Origin of the sequence: Alteromonas sp. V450, from assembly GCF_001885075.1 — a bacterium.
Classification (GTDB): domain Bacteria; phylum Pseudomonadota; class Gammaproteobacteria; order Enterobacterales; family Alteromonadaceae; genus Alteromonas.
Genome location: NZ_MODU01000004.1, coordinates 631,525 through 647,283 on the forward strand (window position 1 = coordinate 631,525; position 15,759 = coordinate 647,283).

General features: G+C 43.8%; 11 protein-coding genes. 4 read left to right on the plus strand and 7 right to left on the minus strand.

Features of this window, described 5'->3' with window-relative positions:
- Nucleotides 1–119: 119 nt before the first annotated feature.
- Nucleotides 120–1,451, minus strand: coding sequence for an NCS2 family permease (locus BK026_RS02825; RefSeq protein WP_071814453.1), 1,332 nt, complete (start codon nucleotides 1,449–1,451; stop codon nucleotides 120–122).
- 255 nt (nucleotides 1,452–1,706) lie between these two features.
- Here BK026_RS02825 and BK026_RS02830 point away from each other — a divergent pair, with 255 nt between their 5' ends.
- On the plus strand, nucleotides 1,707–2,705 hold the full coding sequence (locus BK026_RS02830; protein ID WP_071814454.1) for an adenosine deaminase: 999 nt from the start codon (nucleotides 1,707–1,709) through the stop codon (nucleotides 2,703–2,705).
- Nucleotides 2,706–2,746: 41 nt separating this feature from the next.
- On the opposite strand, the gene BK026_RS02835 is transcribed toward BK026_RS02830, so the two are convergent.
- Complete coding sequence (locus BK026_RS02835; RefSeq protein ID WP_143142076.1) at nucleotides 2,747–3,106, minus strand: Hpt domain-containing protein; 360 nt, start codon at nucleotides 3,104–3,106, stop codon at nucleotides 2,747–2,749.
- A gap of 203 nt (nucleotides 3,107–3,309) precedes the next feature.
- On the opposite strand from BK026_RS02835, the gene BK026_RS02840 reads away from it, so the two are divergent.
- From BK026_RS02840 to BK026_RS02850, 3 genes are all read left to right on the plus strand, one after another.
- Nucleotides 3,310–5,403 carry an EAL domain-containing protein gene (locus tag BK026_RS02840; RefSeq protein WP_256253625.1) on the plus strand — a complete coding sequence of 698 codons (2,094 nt, stop codon included), beginning with the start codon at nucleotides 3,310–3,312 and terminating at the stop codon, nucleotides 5,401–5,403.
- A gap of 55 nt (nucleotides 5,404–5,458) precedes the next feature.
- A complete protein-coding gene (locus tag BK026_RS02845; protein ID WP_071814457.1) occupies nucleotides 5,459–6,385 on the plus strand; it encodes a diguanylate cyclase in 927 nt (308 codons plus the stop codon).
- A gap of 116 nt (nucleotides 6,386–6,501) precedes the next feature.
- Nucleotides 6,502–8,505, plus strand: a complete 2,004-nt coding sequence (locus BK026_RS02850; RefSeq protein WP_071814458.1) for an ATP-binding protein — start codon at nucleotides 6,502–6,504, stop codon at nucleotides 8,503–8,505.
- A gap of 53 nt (nucleotides 8,506–8,558) precedes the next feature.
- On the opposite strand, the gene BK026_RS02855 is transcribed toward BK026_RS02850, so the two are convergent.
- From BK026_RS02855 to BK026_RS02875, 5 genes are all read right to left on the minus strand, one after another.
- Nucleotides 8,559–10,949: a TonB-dependent siderophore receptor gene (locus BK026_RS02855; protein WP_071814459.1), complete on the minus strand. Its 2,391-nt coding sequence runs from the start codon at nucleotides 10,947–10,949 to the stop codon at nucleotides 8,559–8,561.
- A 257-nt stretch (nucleotides 10,950–11,206) separates the two neighbouring features.
- On the minus strand, nucleotides 11,207–12,634 hold the full coding sequence (locus BK026_RS02860; RefSeq protein ID WP_071817458.1) for a uracil-xanthine permease family protein: 1,428 nt from the start codon (nucleotides 12,632–12,634) through the stop codon (nucleotides 11,207–11,209).
- A gap of 215 nt (nucleotides 12,635–12,849) precedes the next feature.
- Entirely contained in the window at nucleotides 12,850–13,215 is a 366-nt protein-coding gene (locus BK026_RS02865; RefSeq protein WP_071814460.1) for an AraC family ligand binding domain-containing protein, read from the minus strand.
- A gap of 36 nt (nucleotides 13,216–13,251) precedes the next feature.
- Nucleotides 13,252–14,496, minus strand: coding sequence for an allantoate amidohydrolase (locus BK026_RS02870; protein ID WP_071814461.1), 1,245 nt, complete (start codon nucleotides 14,494–14,496; stop codon nucleotides 13,252–13,254).
- Nucleotides 14,489–15,757, minus strand: coding sequence for an alanine--glyoxylate aminotransferase family protein (locus BK026_RS02875; protein WP_071814462.1), 1,269 nt, complete (start codon nucleotides 15,755–15,757; stop codon nucleotides 14,489–14,491). The genes BK026_RS02870 and BK026_RS02875 overlap by 8 nt, the downstream gene beginning before the upstream one ends.
- Nucleotides 15,758–15,759 lie beyond the last annotated feature (2 nt).

The following is a 15,759-nucleotide window of genomic DNA, read 5'->3' on the forward strand; positions in this document are numbered from 1 at the left end:
CAAATATATACGACTCATTGTTTTCTATTGTTGGTTTAAAAAGAAAGGTGACGTTTATGGCCACCTTTCTCTATCGCTGTCTGAGCTTTCACGCGATACTATCAGCGCATGCTCGAAACTTATTTTAAATCGAGTAAGTATCTCAGCAAGAAAACAGCAGCTAGTGCATAAGTAAGTAATGTAACTTCTTTGAATTTCCCAGTACCTACCTTGACGCCAACATAGGTTATAAACCCAAGCGCAATACCTTCGCTGATACTGAAGGTTAAGGGCATAGCAATAAGTGCAACCGTAGTCGTTGCTAGTGCGCCTAAATCGTCAAAGTCAACTTGCCTTATTGATTCCATCATTAAAATGCCAACCATTAAAAGCGCGGGTGTTGTCGCCATTATAGGGATCACCTTCATTAGCGGCGTTAAAAAAAGTGACAAAATAAAACAGACCGAAACCACCACCGCGGTTAGACCTGTACGCCCCCCAGCGGACACGCCAGTCGCTGATTCGACGTAACTTGTTACAGGCGATGTACCAACGATTGCACCCGCCACACTAGCAGAGGCGTCGGCTGTCATGGCGGCGCCAATTTTAGGGAGTTTACCTTCGTCCGAAAGCAAGTTTGCTTTGCGAGAAACGCCAATGAGTGTGCCTATCGTATCGAACATATTAACGAACATGAGCGCGAAAATGAGGTCCCAGGTTTCTGCCAAATGATCAACAGCATACCAAAAATCCATCGCTAGAAATGTGTCAGTTATTGGCTCTGGCATACCGACAATGGCTTGCGGTGTTGCCGTTAGTGTACCGGTTTCGGTAGGAATAAAAGCACCGATAATAGTGAGCGTCACTATCGAAATAAGGATAGCACCAGTAACGCGTCTCACCATAAGTACTATAGTAAAAATGATACCCGCTAGTGCGAGTAATACGGCAGGGTCAGAGAGGTCACCTAGCTGAACAAAAGTCGCGGGGTTATCAACAATAAGATTGGCATTTTTAAGCCCGATAAACGCTATGAAAAGACCGATACCGCACTGTACCCCAATTTTCAATGACGGCGGTATGGCTTCCGCTATTTTCGTTCTGACACCCGTAAGCGACAATATAAGGAAAAGAATACCATTCCAGAAAACAATGCCAAGCGCGGCTTCCCAAGGTATTTCTCTGCCCAAACAAATAGTAAATGCAAAGAATGCGTTAAGCCCCATGCCCGGTGCAAGTGCTATGGGGTAGTTAGTCATGAGTGCCATCAAGAGAGTGCCGATACACGCTGCAATAGCGGTAACGGTAATCAAGCCCTCTATCGGCATGCCACTTAGCCCTAAAATACCAGGGTTTACGACAAGTATGTACGACATTGCGGCAAAGGTAGTCAGGCCGGCAATAATTTCTGTTTTTACTGTTGTGCCATGTTCTTGCAGTTTAAATAGCCGTTCGATTACGCTGTTAGACATCAAGAGTTCTCTAATTTTTATGTGTTTTCGTTTTGAAAGCAATAAACTGACCAATTAGTCAACTTGTTGGTGCGTTTTGTGCTACGTTATAATAGCCAGACGACACAAAGTCGGCAGCACGGTCATTTAAAACATAGATGATGTTATTAAAACCGCAAACAAAACCTGGATCGCGTCATTAACAGCGCGCAAAACAATAAACGAATTGCACCACTTCAATGCAGTCGCACTGGTGTGGTGCAAAAGGTGAGGGCCATGTCGTTATCTACCATAATTAGAAATATCCCCAAAGCCGAGTTGCATTTACATATTGAAGGCAGTTTGTCGCCCGAGCTGATGTGGCGCCTAGCAAAAAAACACAGTATAACATTACCTTACGCAAGCGTGGAAGAGATAGAAAAAGCGTATAATTTTCGTGATTTGCAAAGTTTCTTGGATATTTATTACGCTGGAGCAAGCGTTCTTAGAGAAGAAGAAGATTTTTTTGAATTGATGTGGGCCTATTTGTCAAAGTGCCATGAACAGAACATTGTTCACACTGAAATCATGTTTGACCCGCAGACCCATACTGAACGGGGCATAGGTTTTGATATCTTCATGCCCGGTTTTCTTAAAGCTATGGCCAAAGCAGAAGAATTATATGGTGTGACTAGCTTACTTATTATGAGCTTCTTACGTCACTTACCCGAGGCTAGCGCTTTCGCTACATTAGAAGCGGCCAAACCATATTTCGAATATATTACTGCTGTTGGTCTTGATAGCTCTGAGCTTGGCCACCCGCCATCCAAATTTGAACGCGTTTTTGAAAGCGCTAAAAAGTTAGGCTTTAAAATCGTAGCCCATGCAGGCGAAGAGGGGCCGGCGGATTATATTTGGCAAGCAATAGACATATTGGGGGTCAATCGAATCGACCATGGCGTTAGATGTCTTGAAGATGATGCCCTTACTCAGTTTTTAAAAGAGTCACAGTTGCCGTTAACAGTTTGCCCCTTGAGTAATCTTAAACTACGTGTCGTAGACGATATGAAAAAACATAATATCGTAACTATGCTCAACAAAGGGTTGTTGGTAACCGTTAACTCTGATGACCCGACATACTTTGGTGGCTTTTTGAATGAAAATTTTGAAGCACTCGTTGACGCTCTCGGGATTGATGAGGCAACAGTCAAGACGCTGGCAGCTAACAGCTTCAAAGCGAGTTTCATGCCAGAAGAAAAAAAGCGGCACTACATCGACTTGATCGACATCGTGTAAAATACACGATGACGATTAACGCTTAAGAGCTGATTTTTCTGCTACAATTTTTGCATCGCGTTAACAGTGTCGGCTATTAACGCATCTAGGGCGACCAATTCTTCTTCAATATTTTCTAGGTTGGCTTGTTTGGCCTGTATTTCAATGGAAGAGGCTTTTTCACGTAAGGCATCAGCGCCTACATCGCCCGACGCACCCTTCATGGAATGGCTGTGAAATCGAATAGATTCGGCATCCTGTGCTTTTACGCCTTCGTGCAAAGCATGCTGTTTTTCTTTAATTTGAGCTAAAAACATCTCCACAATACGATTTAATAGGCCTTCATTGCCACCTAGTCGCGCAACTGCAGCATCTCTATTCCAAATTTGACTGTTAGTAGTTATGGTTACTTTATCATTCATCGCGTTTGATGTGCCCAATTGAATTGAAAGACAGCGTTAAATAATTTCATGGTTTTCCTAATAATAATAGTGTAGTCAATAAGTTATTTTTGTTGCAAGTTAAGAAGAGGGTTAGATAGACTAAAGATTAATATCAATTTATTGCTCAAGCGCGATACTTTTCTGTGTATTGCTTACTGAAGAGGTCTCGTATGGATGTTGAGATGCAAAAAGTAGTTATCATTGATGATGAACCAACAACGCTTTCAATACTGGAACACGCAGTATCGACGCTAGCGGATGTCATTCTTGTAAGCCAGAGTACGCAAGCCCTTTCCTCGATAAGAAAAACTAAACCAGATATTGTAATACTCGACATCAACATGCCCGAAATTTCAGGCTTTGATGTATGCCGTGAGCTCAAATCCTCTCAAGATATGCGTGACATCCCTGTTATTTTCATTACCTCACTTGCCGATTCTGAAAATGAGCAAATAGCCTTATCTTTAGGTGCGATAGATTTTATTACAAAGCCCATAGACATCGAGCTTTGTAAAATGCGTGTGCGGAATCATTTAACCATACAGCGTCAAAAGAAGATGTTGACGGATGTTAATAGCGCATTGGAAGCAGAAAAGAAGCAGCTAGCGATTACGCTAAAATCTATCGGTGATGGCGTGATATCGATAGATGCATCCGGCGACGTAACGTTTATTAACCCTGTAGCGCAACGGTTAACTGGTTTTTCAGAAAAAGAAGCATTATCTAAGCCCATCGAATCAGTGATGGACCTCAGAGATACGGCAACGGATGAAGCATTGCTCAATCCCGCGTTATATACGTTGGAAGTAAAGCGGCCTGTCGCAATGTCTTACGGTGCAATACTGATAAGCCGTCACGGACAACGATTTAGAGTGGAAGATACAGCGTCACCAATCATTGATGATGATGGCACTCTAAAGGGGGCAGTTATTGTCTTTCAAGATGTTTCTGAAGCAGTTGAAATGGCTGTGAAAATGACGCATCTGACTAATCACGATCAACTAACAGGATTGCCAAACAGGGTATTGCTACATGACAGGGTTGTTCAAGCAATTTCTCGTAGCTTTCACTCGAGACAGAGCATTGCGCTTTTACTTATTGATATTGATAATTTTAAGTATCTCAACGACAGCTTAGGGCATCAGGTCGGAGACTTTGTCATATCATCAGTTGCCAAACGCTTGAATAACATTATTGACGACAGAGTAACTCTTGCTCGCGTTGGTGGAGACGAATTCGCTTGTCTTTTAACAGCGGAAGACTCCCACGTTGGCGCTGATGTTGTGGCGGCTGAATTTCTTAAAACGGCTCGAGAACCCATAGAAATCGATGGCATTTCTCATCAACTTAGTTTGAGTATTGGCATAAGCTTATATCCCCAAGATGCTGTAAATGCAGAGGAAATGATGAGGCATGCCGATACTGCTATGTATCGTGCGAAGTCCAAAGGGAAAGACCGATTCAGCTTTTTTTCAAATGACCTACAGCGCGCGATGCACAATCGGCTTGATATGGAGTTAAAGTTACGTCGAGCGATTGAGGCGAACAGTCTTGCAGTATATCTACAGCCCAAATACGACTTTGAGTCAAAGCACGTTGTGGGAGCTGAAAGTTTAGTTCGTTTAATCGATGAGGACGGTGAAGTTATTTCGCCTGACCAATTTATTTCGTTAGCTGAAGAAACAGGCCTTATTCATCAACTCGGTAAACAAGTGTTGCAAAAAAGCTGCGAGTTTGTTGCTTCTTGTAGCCCTCATACTAGCGATTTTAAAATAGCGGTTAATGTAGCTGCCAAACAATTGGAAAACCCTAATTTTGCTGCGGAAGTTCAAGCAATTATAAAAGGTGCAGGTATAGCGCCAGAGTCCATCGAACTTGAAGTAACCGAGTCTGCATTAATGCACGATTTTGAACAGACCCGCTTGATTCTCGAGTCGCTGTCGGCTTTAAACGTCACGTTAGCGTTAGATGACTTTGGGACAGGCTATTCAAGTTTGTCGTATTTAAGACAGTTTCCTTTGAATGTTCTTAAAATCGACCGCTCCTTTGTTATCGATATGGACGACGAGCAGCAGGCGTTAGACATCGTCACAGCAATTGTCCGTCTTGCATTGAGCTTGAACATGACTATAGTGGCAGAAGGAATAGAAACCATGTCACAGTTTAATGCATTACAAGCATTAGGCTGTCATTTAGGGCAGGGGTATTTCCTGCACAAACCAATCGCAATGGCAGATTTTTTTGACAAATTTATTGCCAACATAGAAGTCGCATAGCAGAAGTAATGGGCCTCATCGCTCGCTTTGTCTATGACCAAATAAAAAGAACTTAATGCAAAATATTGAAGTAAAACCCTACAGTGAATGTAATATTCTTATCGTTGATGACGACGCCATAAGCAGGCTGTTGCTTGAGTCAATATTACATCCCCACTTTTTATGCAAAACGGCACAATCTGGTGATGATGCCATTGCACAATGTGAATCCCAACTTCCAGACTTAATTTTGCTTGATATGAACATGCCTGACGTAGATGGATTAACGGTGTGTTCGAAACTAAAAAAGCAGGCGCGAACCCGGAATATTCCCATCATCTTTGTTACATCGACGATGGATGTAGAATCTGAAAACGCATGTTGGGAAGTGGGGGCATCTGATTTTGTCATGAAGCCGGTAAATGCGTCGACCCTGACCCACCGAGTGAAAAATCATTTGCAGAGCAAATTGCGCACAGAGCAGTTAGCTCGAATGACCTTTTACGATCAACTCACTTCGCTTTACAACCGCCTTTATCTCACCAATGAAGTCCCATCGGTAATAAAGCAAGTTGCACGAAATAAAGGGAAAGTGGGCGCTATCATGGTAGATGTTGATCATTTCAAGCTATTTAACGATACATATGGCCACCTTGAAGGAGACGCCTGTCTACAAAAAGTGGCAACGCTTTTGGCCAAAACGGTGAAAAGGCCGCAAGATGCCGTCGTTCGCTTTGGAGGAGAAGAATTTTTGCTAATTTTGCCCTTTGTGAACGGCGAGGGTGTAAAACGTGTAGCGAGTAATTTGATACGAGCCGTTGCTGAAGCAAATATACCTCATAAGAAAGGGGTTAATGGACGCGTGTCCATAAGCGCAGGATTTGCGTGTTGGGACGCGGTAAAGGTTGTAGAAGAATCGTTAGAAGCTTTATTAGAAAATGCTGACGTTAACCTTTTTCAGGCAAAAGAAAAGGGTAGAGATCAGGCACAAGGATGGATTTAGGCAGACCCGTTCTAGCCTATTGTTTAATTTCGCGATGGTAAGCTTGGCGCTATTATAAAATGAAGAGAACTTTTTATATCAGTTTGATATTCAACACTGAATTTGGGTAGCGCATTATGGTCTATTTTGACGAACAGCATGGCGACAAACTAGAGCTAGAAGCTTCTTTGAAAGATTCGCTTCTTAAACTGCTACAAAATGGATGTGATGCGTTAGGCGTTTTTCAGGGGTTATTGGTTCAAGTAGAAAGAAATGCGTTAAATATTCTTCTCCAGGTGGGCGTGTCCCACGGTGTGAATTTCAAAACGATACCTTCATTCAGTGAGAGCGAACTTTGCGACGAACGTTTGCCCCAGAGTAGTGAAAACAGTTCTTTAGTATTTCAGCAATGGTTGAGTACATATTTCAAAGCAGATAGTTTTGTTCGAGGCCGTTTTCACGACGTTGACGGAAAAAAGCTTTGCCTCTTTTTTGTCAATGCTAACCCTAATCAAAGTAACGCTCAAAGCACTCTGCTGCTGTTAGACGAGTTACTAGACGCTACACTAGAAGCGCGTCGCATTAAAAAGGTAGAGTCCAACCAATATACACTGTTCGAAAAGCTTCAAAATGTGGCAAATATTGGCACTTGGGAAGTAGATTTAGTTTCAAACTCGTTAACGTGGTCTTCTCAAACGAGAAAGATACATGAGGTGCCAGATGACTTCAGTCCTACATTAGAGACCGCAATTGGCTTCTATAAAGCAGGCTTTGATCGCGAAGAGATAGCGCGTATTGTCGCACATACGATTGAAACGGGAGCACCATGGAGTGCAACACTGCAACTTGTTTCTGCAAAAGGTAACAGCGTATGGATTGAGACGCACGGTATGGCTGAAATGAAACACGGAAAGTGTGTTAGGTTGTTCGGCACCTGTCAAGATGTGAACAAATCAGTTCAATTACGCCTAGAGCTTGAAGAAAAAAGAAAAGAGGCTGAAGCAGCATCAAAAGAGCGGGGAATGCTCCTCTCTCGAATAAGCCATGAGCTAAAAACACCACTAAACGGCATTATGGGCATGCTGCAGGCAATTAAATTTGAAACGAAAGACAATATTCGTGTCAGAAAAGCCGATATCGCTTTGCACAGTGCCGATCGCTTACTTTCATTGATAAACGACGTTTTAGATTACACTTCAATCATCAATGGCGATTTTGCATTAAAGTACGATGATTTTTGTATTCGTTCTCTCGTGGAAGATATTGTTGATGTTTTCAAAGCTAAATGCGCGGAAAAGGGGGTTAGGCTGTATGCAGTACTCTCTTTTGACAATGACACGTACGTACATGGTGACGCGGCTCGGTTAAGTCAAATATTAAGCAACTTGTTGTCAAATGCTGTGAAGTTTACTCAAAAAGGGTACATCTCAATTCAAGTCACGTTAAAACAGCAAAATGATATTCCAATATTGCTTGCCTCTGTTGAAGATACAGGGGTAGGAATGAGAGAAAATATACTTGAGAGAATTTTTAGTCCGTTCCAAAACGATGCCATGAGCAACTCTGAAGAGCTTAATGGAAATGGACTCGGATTATCGATTGTAAAACAACTGGTTTCCAGTATGGATGGTGAGCTTGATGCTAGGTCGGAGTTAGGAAAAGGGACGTGTTTCGATATTGCAATTCCCATATCAATGGCAAGCAATGCTAGGTCAGCGCAAGCTACTATTGAATTGTCGTCCGAGATGTTGAGTATGCCGCTAGATATTCTGGTCGTGGATGATAACGACATCAATAGATTTGTATTGGCATCAATGTTAGAAAAGTATAACTATGTTCCTGACGAAGCCGAAAACGGTGAAGTAGCTGTGCAAAAAGCTCGATTAAAAAAATATGATATTATTTTCATGGATTGTGCTATGCCTGTTCTAGACGGAGTAAGCGCTGCTAAGATCATTCTTGATGAAAGGCTTTTGTCAGAGTATGGACGAATCATTGCCGTAACGGCTAATACTACAGCTGAGGACAAGCAAAAGTGCAGCGAAGCAGGTATGAATGAGTTTTTAGCAAAACCTGTTGAGCAACGAAGCGTAACACTTCAAATCAAACAAACGCTAGAGTGTAAATCTATAACCGCATAAAAAAGAGCGCACCGGTTTTTTCAGCGCGCTCTTCTGTTAACACTCAAGCTTATTTAAAACCTATAAGCAAATTTGGCGCTCCAATGACGCGGTAGCTCAGGCAAAACGATAGCCGTTCCGAACAAATCCGGGAAGTTAGAACGGAAATATTCTTCATCGGTTAAGTTTTTGACCGTTACGTTAACGCTCCAGTCTTCTGCCTGATACGAAAGTCCTGCGTTAACCAAGGTATATGAAGGTAGGGTAAGCGCACCTGAAAATCCAGAAGCAACCTCATCAGCATTAACAACGCTCACGCTTGCTGCATAACCATTTAAGAAATCATAGGTAGCCGTTAGACCGTACGTATTTTCTGGAATGCCGGCTTTAAGTGCAGAAGTGTTGCTGTAAGCCGTGTTACCGTTGGGTGTGCCGCCAAAGAAAATAGACGGATCATCGATATTGGCAAAGTCTTCAGCACCAAAGAAACCAAATTGGAAGCCACCCCCATCCAGTACGGTTAGGTTGGTCACTTCTATGTTCGTGTATACGGCGGTAAGAACAAGCTGTTCATTGACAACCCAGCGCAGCTCAAATTCAGTGCCTTCATTTAACGTAGTATTGTTCGTAACTGTCGACTGTGCATTGATATCGGTACGCTCTTGCTCATAAATTGATAATGCTACATATAAACTGTCGTCTAGGAAGGAGCCCTTCACACCATACTCGAACAGCTCTGAGGTATCAAAAAAGCCACCGGGAATGTTTTCAACATCAATGTTAGCTCCCTGGCCAGCAACGATAGTGGCTTGTTCTGCTACTGTAATATAAGGAATTAATCCAAATTCAGACTTATATGAAATACTCGCATTCCATGAAATACCGTCTTCCGTATCTTGTGCAGATACATCGTCATCACTTCCAAATAGCGTTATTCCTCCTGGCGTTGTACTTTCAGCGTCTACCGAGTCGTAGCGTAGTCCCAGTACAATATTGAGACCGTTTTCCCACGTTAAATCTGTCATGGCTGCAACGCCTAGGTTTAAATAATTACCCACGTCATAGTTTGAGTAGCCTACACCAGCGCGAGTGGCAAGAAGACGCCTGTCAAGGGCGGTAGAAGGACCTGTTAAGTCGCGTCGGTCAAAGTACTCATTTATAAAGTCGTCGCCGCTTTCAAAGTCGGTATATCTAATAGAGGGGGAAAACTGAAATTGCGCAAGAAGCGTATCGTTTTCATATTCTGTTGCAAATACAATTTTATCTTCTATAACGTAAGCATCGTGAGATTGTGAAAAGCCATAGGCATTCTCATTGAGGTTTTCATAACTTTCGTAGAAAAATTGGTTTTTAATTTCCCAGTTATCTGAGAAGTAAATCATATCAAAATATAGCGTTGTTACTTCATTCTCTAGAACATCGTCAGCGGCAATCAGGGTTTGATCTCTTCCCAATTTTGCGGTGCCGACATTGACAAGCGCCATCGCATCGCCAAAACTTGAACCGTCTTCGGTTAAGGGATTAATGTCGCCCACAAAAAGATTACCAGCAAAGTATTCAAAATGGCTGATGCTACCATCGCCATCTGCGTCTAATGGCTTAGCATCACCGGTAATATACGTACCGTTGTCGATGAGTTCTTGGGTTACACGGTTCCATCCAGCATTCTGGTTACCGTCAAATTTGTGGTACATCCCGCCAAATTCTATGCTCAGATTATCTGTGAGGTCCATATCGAATGCTGCTTGCACCACGGTTTGGTCTGTTTCACTGTTACGATAAAACGAGTCAGAGTTCTCAAGTTCGGCATATACGTAATAACCCAGATCTTTTCCTGCTACTTTACCAGGGCCGCCCACTTCAGCAGTAAGGATGTTTTTGTCCCAAGAGCCCGTCGTATAGGAAAACTGTCCCGTTGGATTGTCCAAATACTGGCCTCTGCCTACTTTTGCTGATTTGGGATTGAAGTTTAAGTATCCCCCTATTTTTGCAGGGCCATAAATGGGTGAAGCGGGACCGCGCACGATATCAACGCTGCTCGAAGCACCAATTGGCGTTGGATAGTTTCCTGGATTATCTAGTCGACGTACGCCACGGAAGTAGACCTCACCGGGAGTACCGCGCACATCCAATGAGCCAGCTACACCAAAAAACGATTGTGTAAAAGTTCCTGGTGCAAAAGCAACCAGCTCATCAATATCGGCAACGTTAAATCGCTCCATTTGTTCTTGTGAAATGGTTGAAGCGGAACGAGGGGTTTCAAGTATAGATTTACCAAAGCCAAAAACAGACTCGACATCCTGACCTGGAAGACTACCAAGCGATCCGGTTACTTGAATTTTTTCAACTTCTGGTTCATCTATCTTATTTTCCTCTTGTGCAAGCGCTTGCGTTGCCAACGTCACCGCAGCAGATATCGCACACGCTTTTGCAAGAGGAGAGAGTTTGAATGTAGTGTTTTTCATGGTTTCCTCATTTTTTTAGTTGCCCATGTTTAGGGCTTTATTTACGCAGAACTTCTTTGTGTCTTGCTCTAGGCAAGAGAGTTAGCACGATAAGTGCCAATATCCTGTCCAGCTGGTCAAGTTTTGACCTGTATATAAGTTGCTGAATTATATGGATTTTAAAATATAATGTTGTTCTTATATTGTTATTTTTTTGTAAACGAGTGAGTGATTGCATTGTGGTGCACTACTATGGTGAAACTGATGACGTCTGTGCACTATAGCGAACTTTGTTTCAACGCAGACGTGGGTGGATATTCTGACTCGATTGGTTTGCCCTTAGCGATATTATCTAGCGGTTTTGATTTTTGAGAGCTCTTGCCACCGGGTAGCGTAAGATCTAGGGCTACCGCTGTAAGCCCCGCGGATGTTACCGGCGAAAGGAGAATGTTGGATAGCCACTGAGGAAGTTGGGCAAGCGCTTCGGGAACCATCATCACGCCTATTGCCATTCCCAATGAACACGCAGTAACTAAACTGCTTCGTCTATCTAGTGCGTAGCTGGCAAGCAGTTTAAGGCCGCCTACTGCTACCATAGCAAACATAACTAGTGTTGCTCCGCCTAAAACTGGCTTAGGAATAGCTTGCAACACGCCGCCAACAATAGGAAAACAGCCAATAAGAACAAACAGGGCTGCAACAAAAAAGCCCACTTTACGGCTTGCAATACCGGTTAACTGAATAACGCCGTTGTTTTGGCCAAATGTGGTATTTGGAAAAGTGTTAAACATGCCGGCAAGTAGTGAGTTGACTCCATCTCCCAAAATACCGCCTTTTACCCTTGCTAAATAAACAGGGCCGCTTACGGGTTGCTTGCAAAAAAGGCTATTTGCGGTTAGGTCTCCGGCCGTTTCTATTGCGCTGAACAGGTAAATAAGCGCAATCGGCAATAATAAATGAATGTCAAAAGCAATGCCGAACGCAAATGGGGTAGGGATAGCCACTAATGAAAGCGAAGCGAGCCCAGAGAAATCAAGACCTTTTGTAAAGCCGACATACGTTGCACCTATAGCCATGCCAATAAAAATTGCGCTTAAGCGAAGCCAATGGTTGGTAGACGCATTTAAGAATACGATAACCAGTAATACACCAAGACCAACTGCTAAGTTCTCAGTACTGGCAAAGTCAGCGGCATGAAAGCCACCGGCTAGATCGGTCATACCTACGTTTATCAAGCTAAGGCCTATAGCAGTGATCACTATCCCCGTGGTTAAAGGGGTAATAATGCGCTTGAGTTTATTCACAAATAGGCTGAACACTACCTCAACTAACGCCCCAGCCATGGTAAGGCCAAACAGTAGGGCTAAAATATCCTCTGGCGTTCCTCCATTCGTTTTTACTTGGTTTCCGGCCAAAATCAACGCACTAATAAACGCAAAGCTAGTTCCTTGAATAGCGACAAGGCCACTGCCTACTGGGCCAATGCGCTTTGTTTGAATTGCCGTGCCAAGGCCACTAACAAACAGCGCCATACTAATAAGATAAGGTGTGTATTCAGTAAGGCCCAGCGTTGACGTGACAATAAGAGTAGGGGTTATAACACCAACGAAGCTCGCTAATAAATGCTGGAATGCCGCGGTAAGCGAGGGAAGAAATGCCGGGCTATCATGTAAGTCGTAAAGTAATTCGCTGTGATTTGAAGACATGAGCAATTTTTCTTGATGACAGTTGCTCATTAGCTGCAAGATGTTGACCAACTGGTCCGCTTATTACTTTGTTTTTAAAGTGTTGATTTTTATCGGTTTGTTGTGTATTCCGCAAAATGTTTGCAACAATAAGTAAACGTCTAAGCCCCAATATGGTGCCGAAACGAAAAAATGCGCTAATTTAGCGCATTTTGTAAAGTGACATAGGCGTTAAATTAAAAGGTAACACCCTCATCTAACGTTACAAAAATAGAGTGGCGAACTTCATTGTACATAGCCCGTGAACAGTGGCCTTCACCTTCGGTATCTTCCAGTAACAGCACGTCGCCTGCCCCAAATACATGACGCTCACCGTTAGACACGGTAAATTCTGCGCGCCCTTTTAAAATAAAAAGTAACTGTCGCGCAGGCGCAGGGTGCCACTTGAAGTCATAATCTGCGGGGGTTTCGCGAAAAATAATTTTATCTGCACCAAATTTCTCAGACAGCATGCCGATAGGCCCGCCGTCTTTTAGCGCTATCTCAACTTCACCAAAGTGGCTTTTACCCGCCTCATCGTTGTAAATCCTTGTTATCTTCATTATTAACCCTTAACTAAAACTTTGCTGATTAGAACATCACGCGTGCTTAAGCTTACCAATAGTTTTATAAAGCACTGATAAACTTGCCGCTACATCTTCTTCGGTAATAGACTCAGCCGGATGGTGGCTAATGCCGCCTTTACAACGCGTGAATAGCATGGCTACAGGGCATATATCTGCAATAGCCATAGCATCGTGACCTGCACCAGATGCAAGAATTCGCGGTGCAATACCGCTTTCCTCTACGCCGCGAACTAACGCCTCTTTTAACTGGCTATCGCAATGTACTGCAGGTGCACTGTGGGTTTGCTCGCGTGTAAGCGTTATTTGTCTAGCTTGCGCAATGTCATCAAACTTTTGCAATATTTCTACCAATACTGAATCGCGCAAATTGTCATCTTCGCTTCGAATATCTAAGGAAAAGCGTGTGCGACCAGAAATGACGTTAACGCCGTTAGGTGCATTTTCAATTTTCCCAACGGTTGCTACCACGCCCGGGCGTTGTAAGCTAATACTCTCAACAGCAAGTAGCATTTCAGCACTGGCACATAGGGCGTCACGACGCATCGACATAGGCACAGTACCGGCGTGACCAGCCATACCTTCTACCGTAAAGTTAAAGCGCTTCGCGCCAGCAATGGCACTGACCACACCCACAGGTAAGTTTTCTTGCTCTAAAACAGGACCTTGTTCTATGTGAAGCTCTATGTAACCTAAAACGTCAGTACGCGAAATGGCAGCACTATTAACAGCATCGAAATTAAGCCCAAAGTTGGCCATAGCTTGTTCAAGGCTTACGCCATTTTCATCTTTTAAATGGCGCCATTGTTCTTGCCATTTTCCTGTTAAGGCGCGGCTGCCTAACAGCGTGGTGCCAAAACGTGTGCCTTCCTCGTCACAAAAACCAACAATGTCGATGTGAAAAGGGAACTTAGTTTGTGTGCCGTCAAACATGGCCACCAGTGAAATTGCAGCGACCACGCCAAGCATGCCGTCATACTTTCCGCCGTTAGGCACAGTGTCGAGATGACTGCCCAAAATTAATCGCGGCGCGTTGGGTACACTTGATGTATAGCGTCCCCAGATATTACCCACAGCGTCTTGCCACGTAGTCATACCCGCTTCAATCATCCAACCAGAGGCGAGTTGATTCGCAAGCTTATGCTGTTCAGTTAAATAGCGCCTGTCTAGACAGGTTGGATCTTGGCTTAAGGTGCCTAATGTTTCGCACCTTGCCATAACTTGCGTAGCCAGTTCAGCAAACGCTGCGAACTTACCCATTCGCGACTCCTGCCGCTTTAGCCTTAGCATAAACGCTAAGCGCTGCATCAACCCCTTTACCCGCAGGTAGCTCAAAACCTTGCATACGAAGTACAGTTTCAAGTGACTGAAGGGTATGCAAAACGGCATCTTCTCTAGCGTTATAGCCCATAGTGCCAATACGCCAAATTTTGCCTTTTAGTGGGCCAAAGCTAGTACCAATTTCAATGTTAAAGCGCAGAAGCAAGGTTTCGCGCACTTCTTCGCCATGAACACCATCTGGAATGTGTACACCAACAACGTTGTACATCTTGTGTTTCAAATCGCCAAAAGGCTCAAGGCCCATGGCTTGAATACCGGCAAGCATGGCATCGCCGGCCACTTTGTGGCGAGCAATAACATTTTGTTGGCCTTCTTCTAAATGCACACGTGCGCATTCGCGTGCGCAGTAAAGCATACTGGCCGCTTCGGTATGGTGGTTTAGTCGCTCTTCGCCCCAATAATCCATGATCATAGGTAAGTCGAAGTAGTTTGAGCGAATTTTAGGGCCGCGTGCGGCTTCATGATGCGCATCGCGAATACCTGCTTCAACGTGATGACGGGTACGCACGGTTTTAACAAACTTGTCGCTTAGCGTAATAGGTGCGCTGCCCGATGGACCACCTAAACACTTTTGCAGGCCAACTGATACTGCGTCTAACTTCCATGCGTCTGCTTCAAGCGGGTTACCGCCTATTGAAGCTGTTGCGTCGCAGTAAAACAAAACATCGTGGGCTTCACAAATAGCACCGATATGTTCAAGCGGTTGAAGCATGGTGGTAGACGTATCGCCTTGAACAATGGCAAGAAGTTTAGGTTTTACCTCTTTTATTGCGGCTTCAATTTGCGCAGGTGTAAATACTTCACCCCAAGGTACTTCAATGGTGTGTACTTCAGCGTCAGCACGCTCAGCAATTTCGGCGAGCAAATGACCAAAACGCCCAAAGATAGGTACAAGCACCTTATCGCCTGGCTCAATCGCCGATACCAAAACAGCTTCAATACCAGCGCGCGACGTACCATCAACCAGAAAAGTTTGCTGGTTTTTCGTATTAAAAACATCGCGGTAAAGCTGCATCACCTCATTCATGTAGCCGGTCATAACGGGGTCATATTGCCCTACTAATTGGGTAGACATCGCGCTTAATACACGTGGGTAGCAGTTAATTGGACCAGGTCCCATTAACAGTCGAGGAGGAGGATTAAGTGGCGCGAACGTACTTGTAGATGCTTCGGTAGACATAT

Coding starts and splice junctions, on each gene's coding strand:
- BK026_RS02825 (WP_071814453.1), bottom strand. CDS start 1,451: ATGTCTAACAGCGTAATCGAACGGCTATTTAAACTGCAAGAACATGGC.
- BK026_RS02830 (WP_071814454.1), top strand. CDS start 1,707: ATGTCGTTATCTACCATAATTAGAAATATCCCCAAAGCCGAGTTGCAT.
- BK026_RS02835 (WP_143142076.1), bottom strand. CDS start 3,106: ATGAATGATAAAGTAACCATAACTACTAACAGTCAAATTTGGAATAGA.
- BK026_RS02840 (WP_256253625.1), top strand. CDS start 3,310: ATGCAAAAAGTAGTTATCATTGATGATGAACCAACAACGCTTTCAATA.
- BK026_RS02845 (WP_071814457.1), top strand. CDS start 5,459: ATGCAAAATATTGAAGTAAAACCCTACAGTGAATGTAATATTCTTATC.
- BK026_RS02850 (WP_071814458.1), top strand. CDS start 6,502: ATGGTCTATTTTGACGAACAGCATGGCGACAAACTAGAGCTAGAAGCT.
- BK026_RS02855 (WP_071814459.1), bottom strand. CDS start 10,949: ATGAAAAACACTACATTCAAACTCTCTCCTCTTGCAAAAGCGTGTGCG.
- BK026_RS02860 (WP_071817458.1), bottom strand. CDS start 12,634: ATGTCTTCAAATCACAGCGAATTACTTTACGACTTACATGATAGCCCG.
- BK026_RS02865 (WP_071814460.1), bottom strand. CDS start 13,215: ATGAAGATAACAAGGATTTACAACGATGAGGCGGGTAAAAGCCACTTT.
- BK026_RS02870 (WP_071814461.1), bottom strand. CDS start 14,496: ATGGGTAAGTTCGCAGCGTTTGCTGAACTGGCTACGCAAGTTATGGCA.
- BK026_RS02875 (WP_071814462.1), bottom strand. CDS start 15,757: ATGTCTACCGAAGCATCTACAAGTACGTTCGCGCCACTTAATCCTCCT.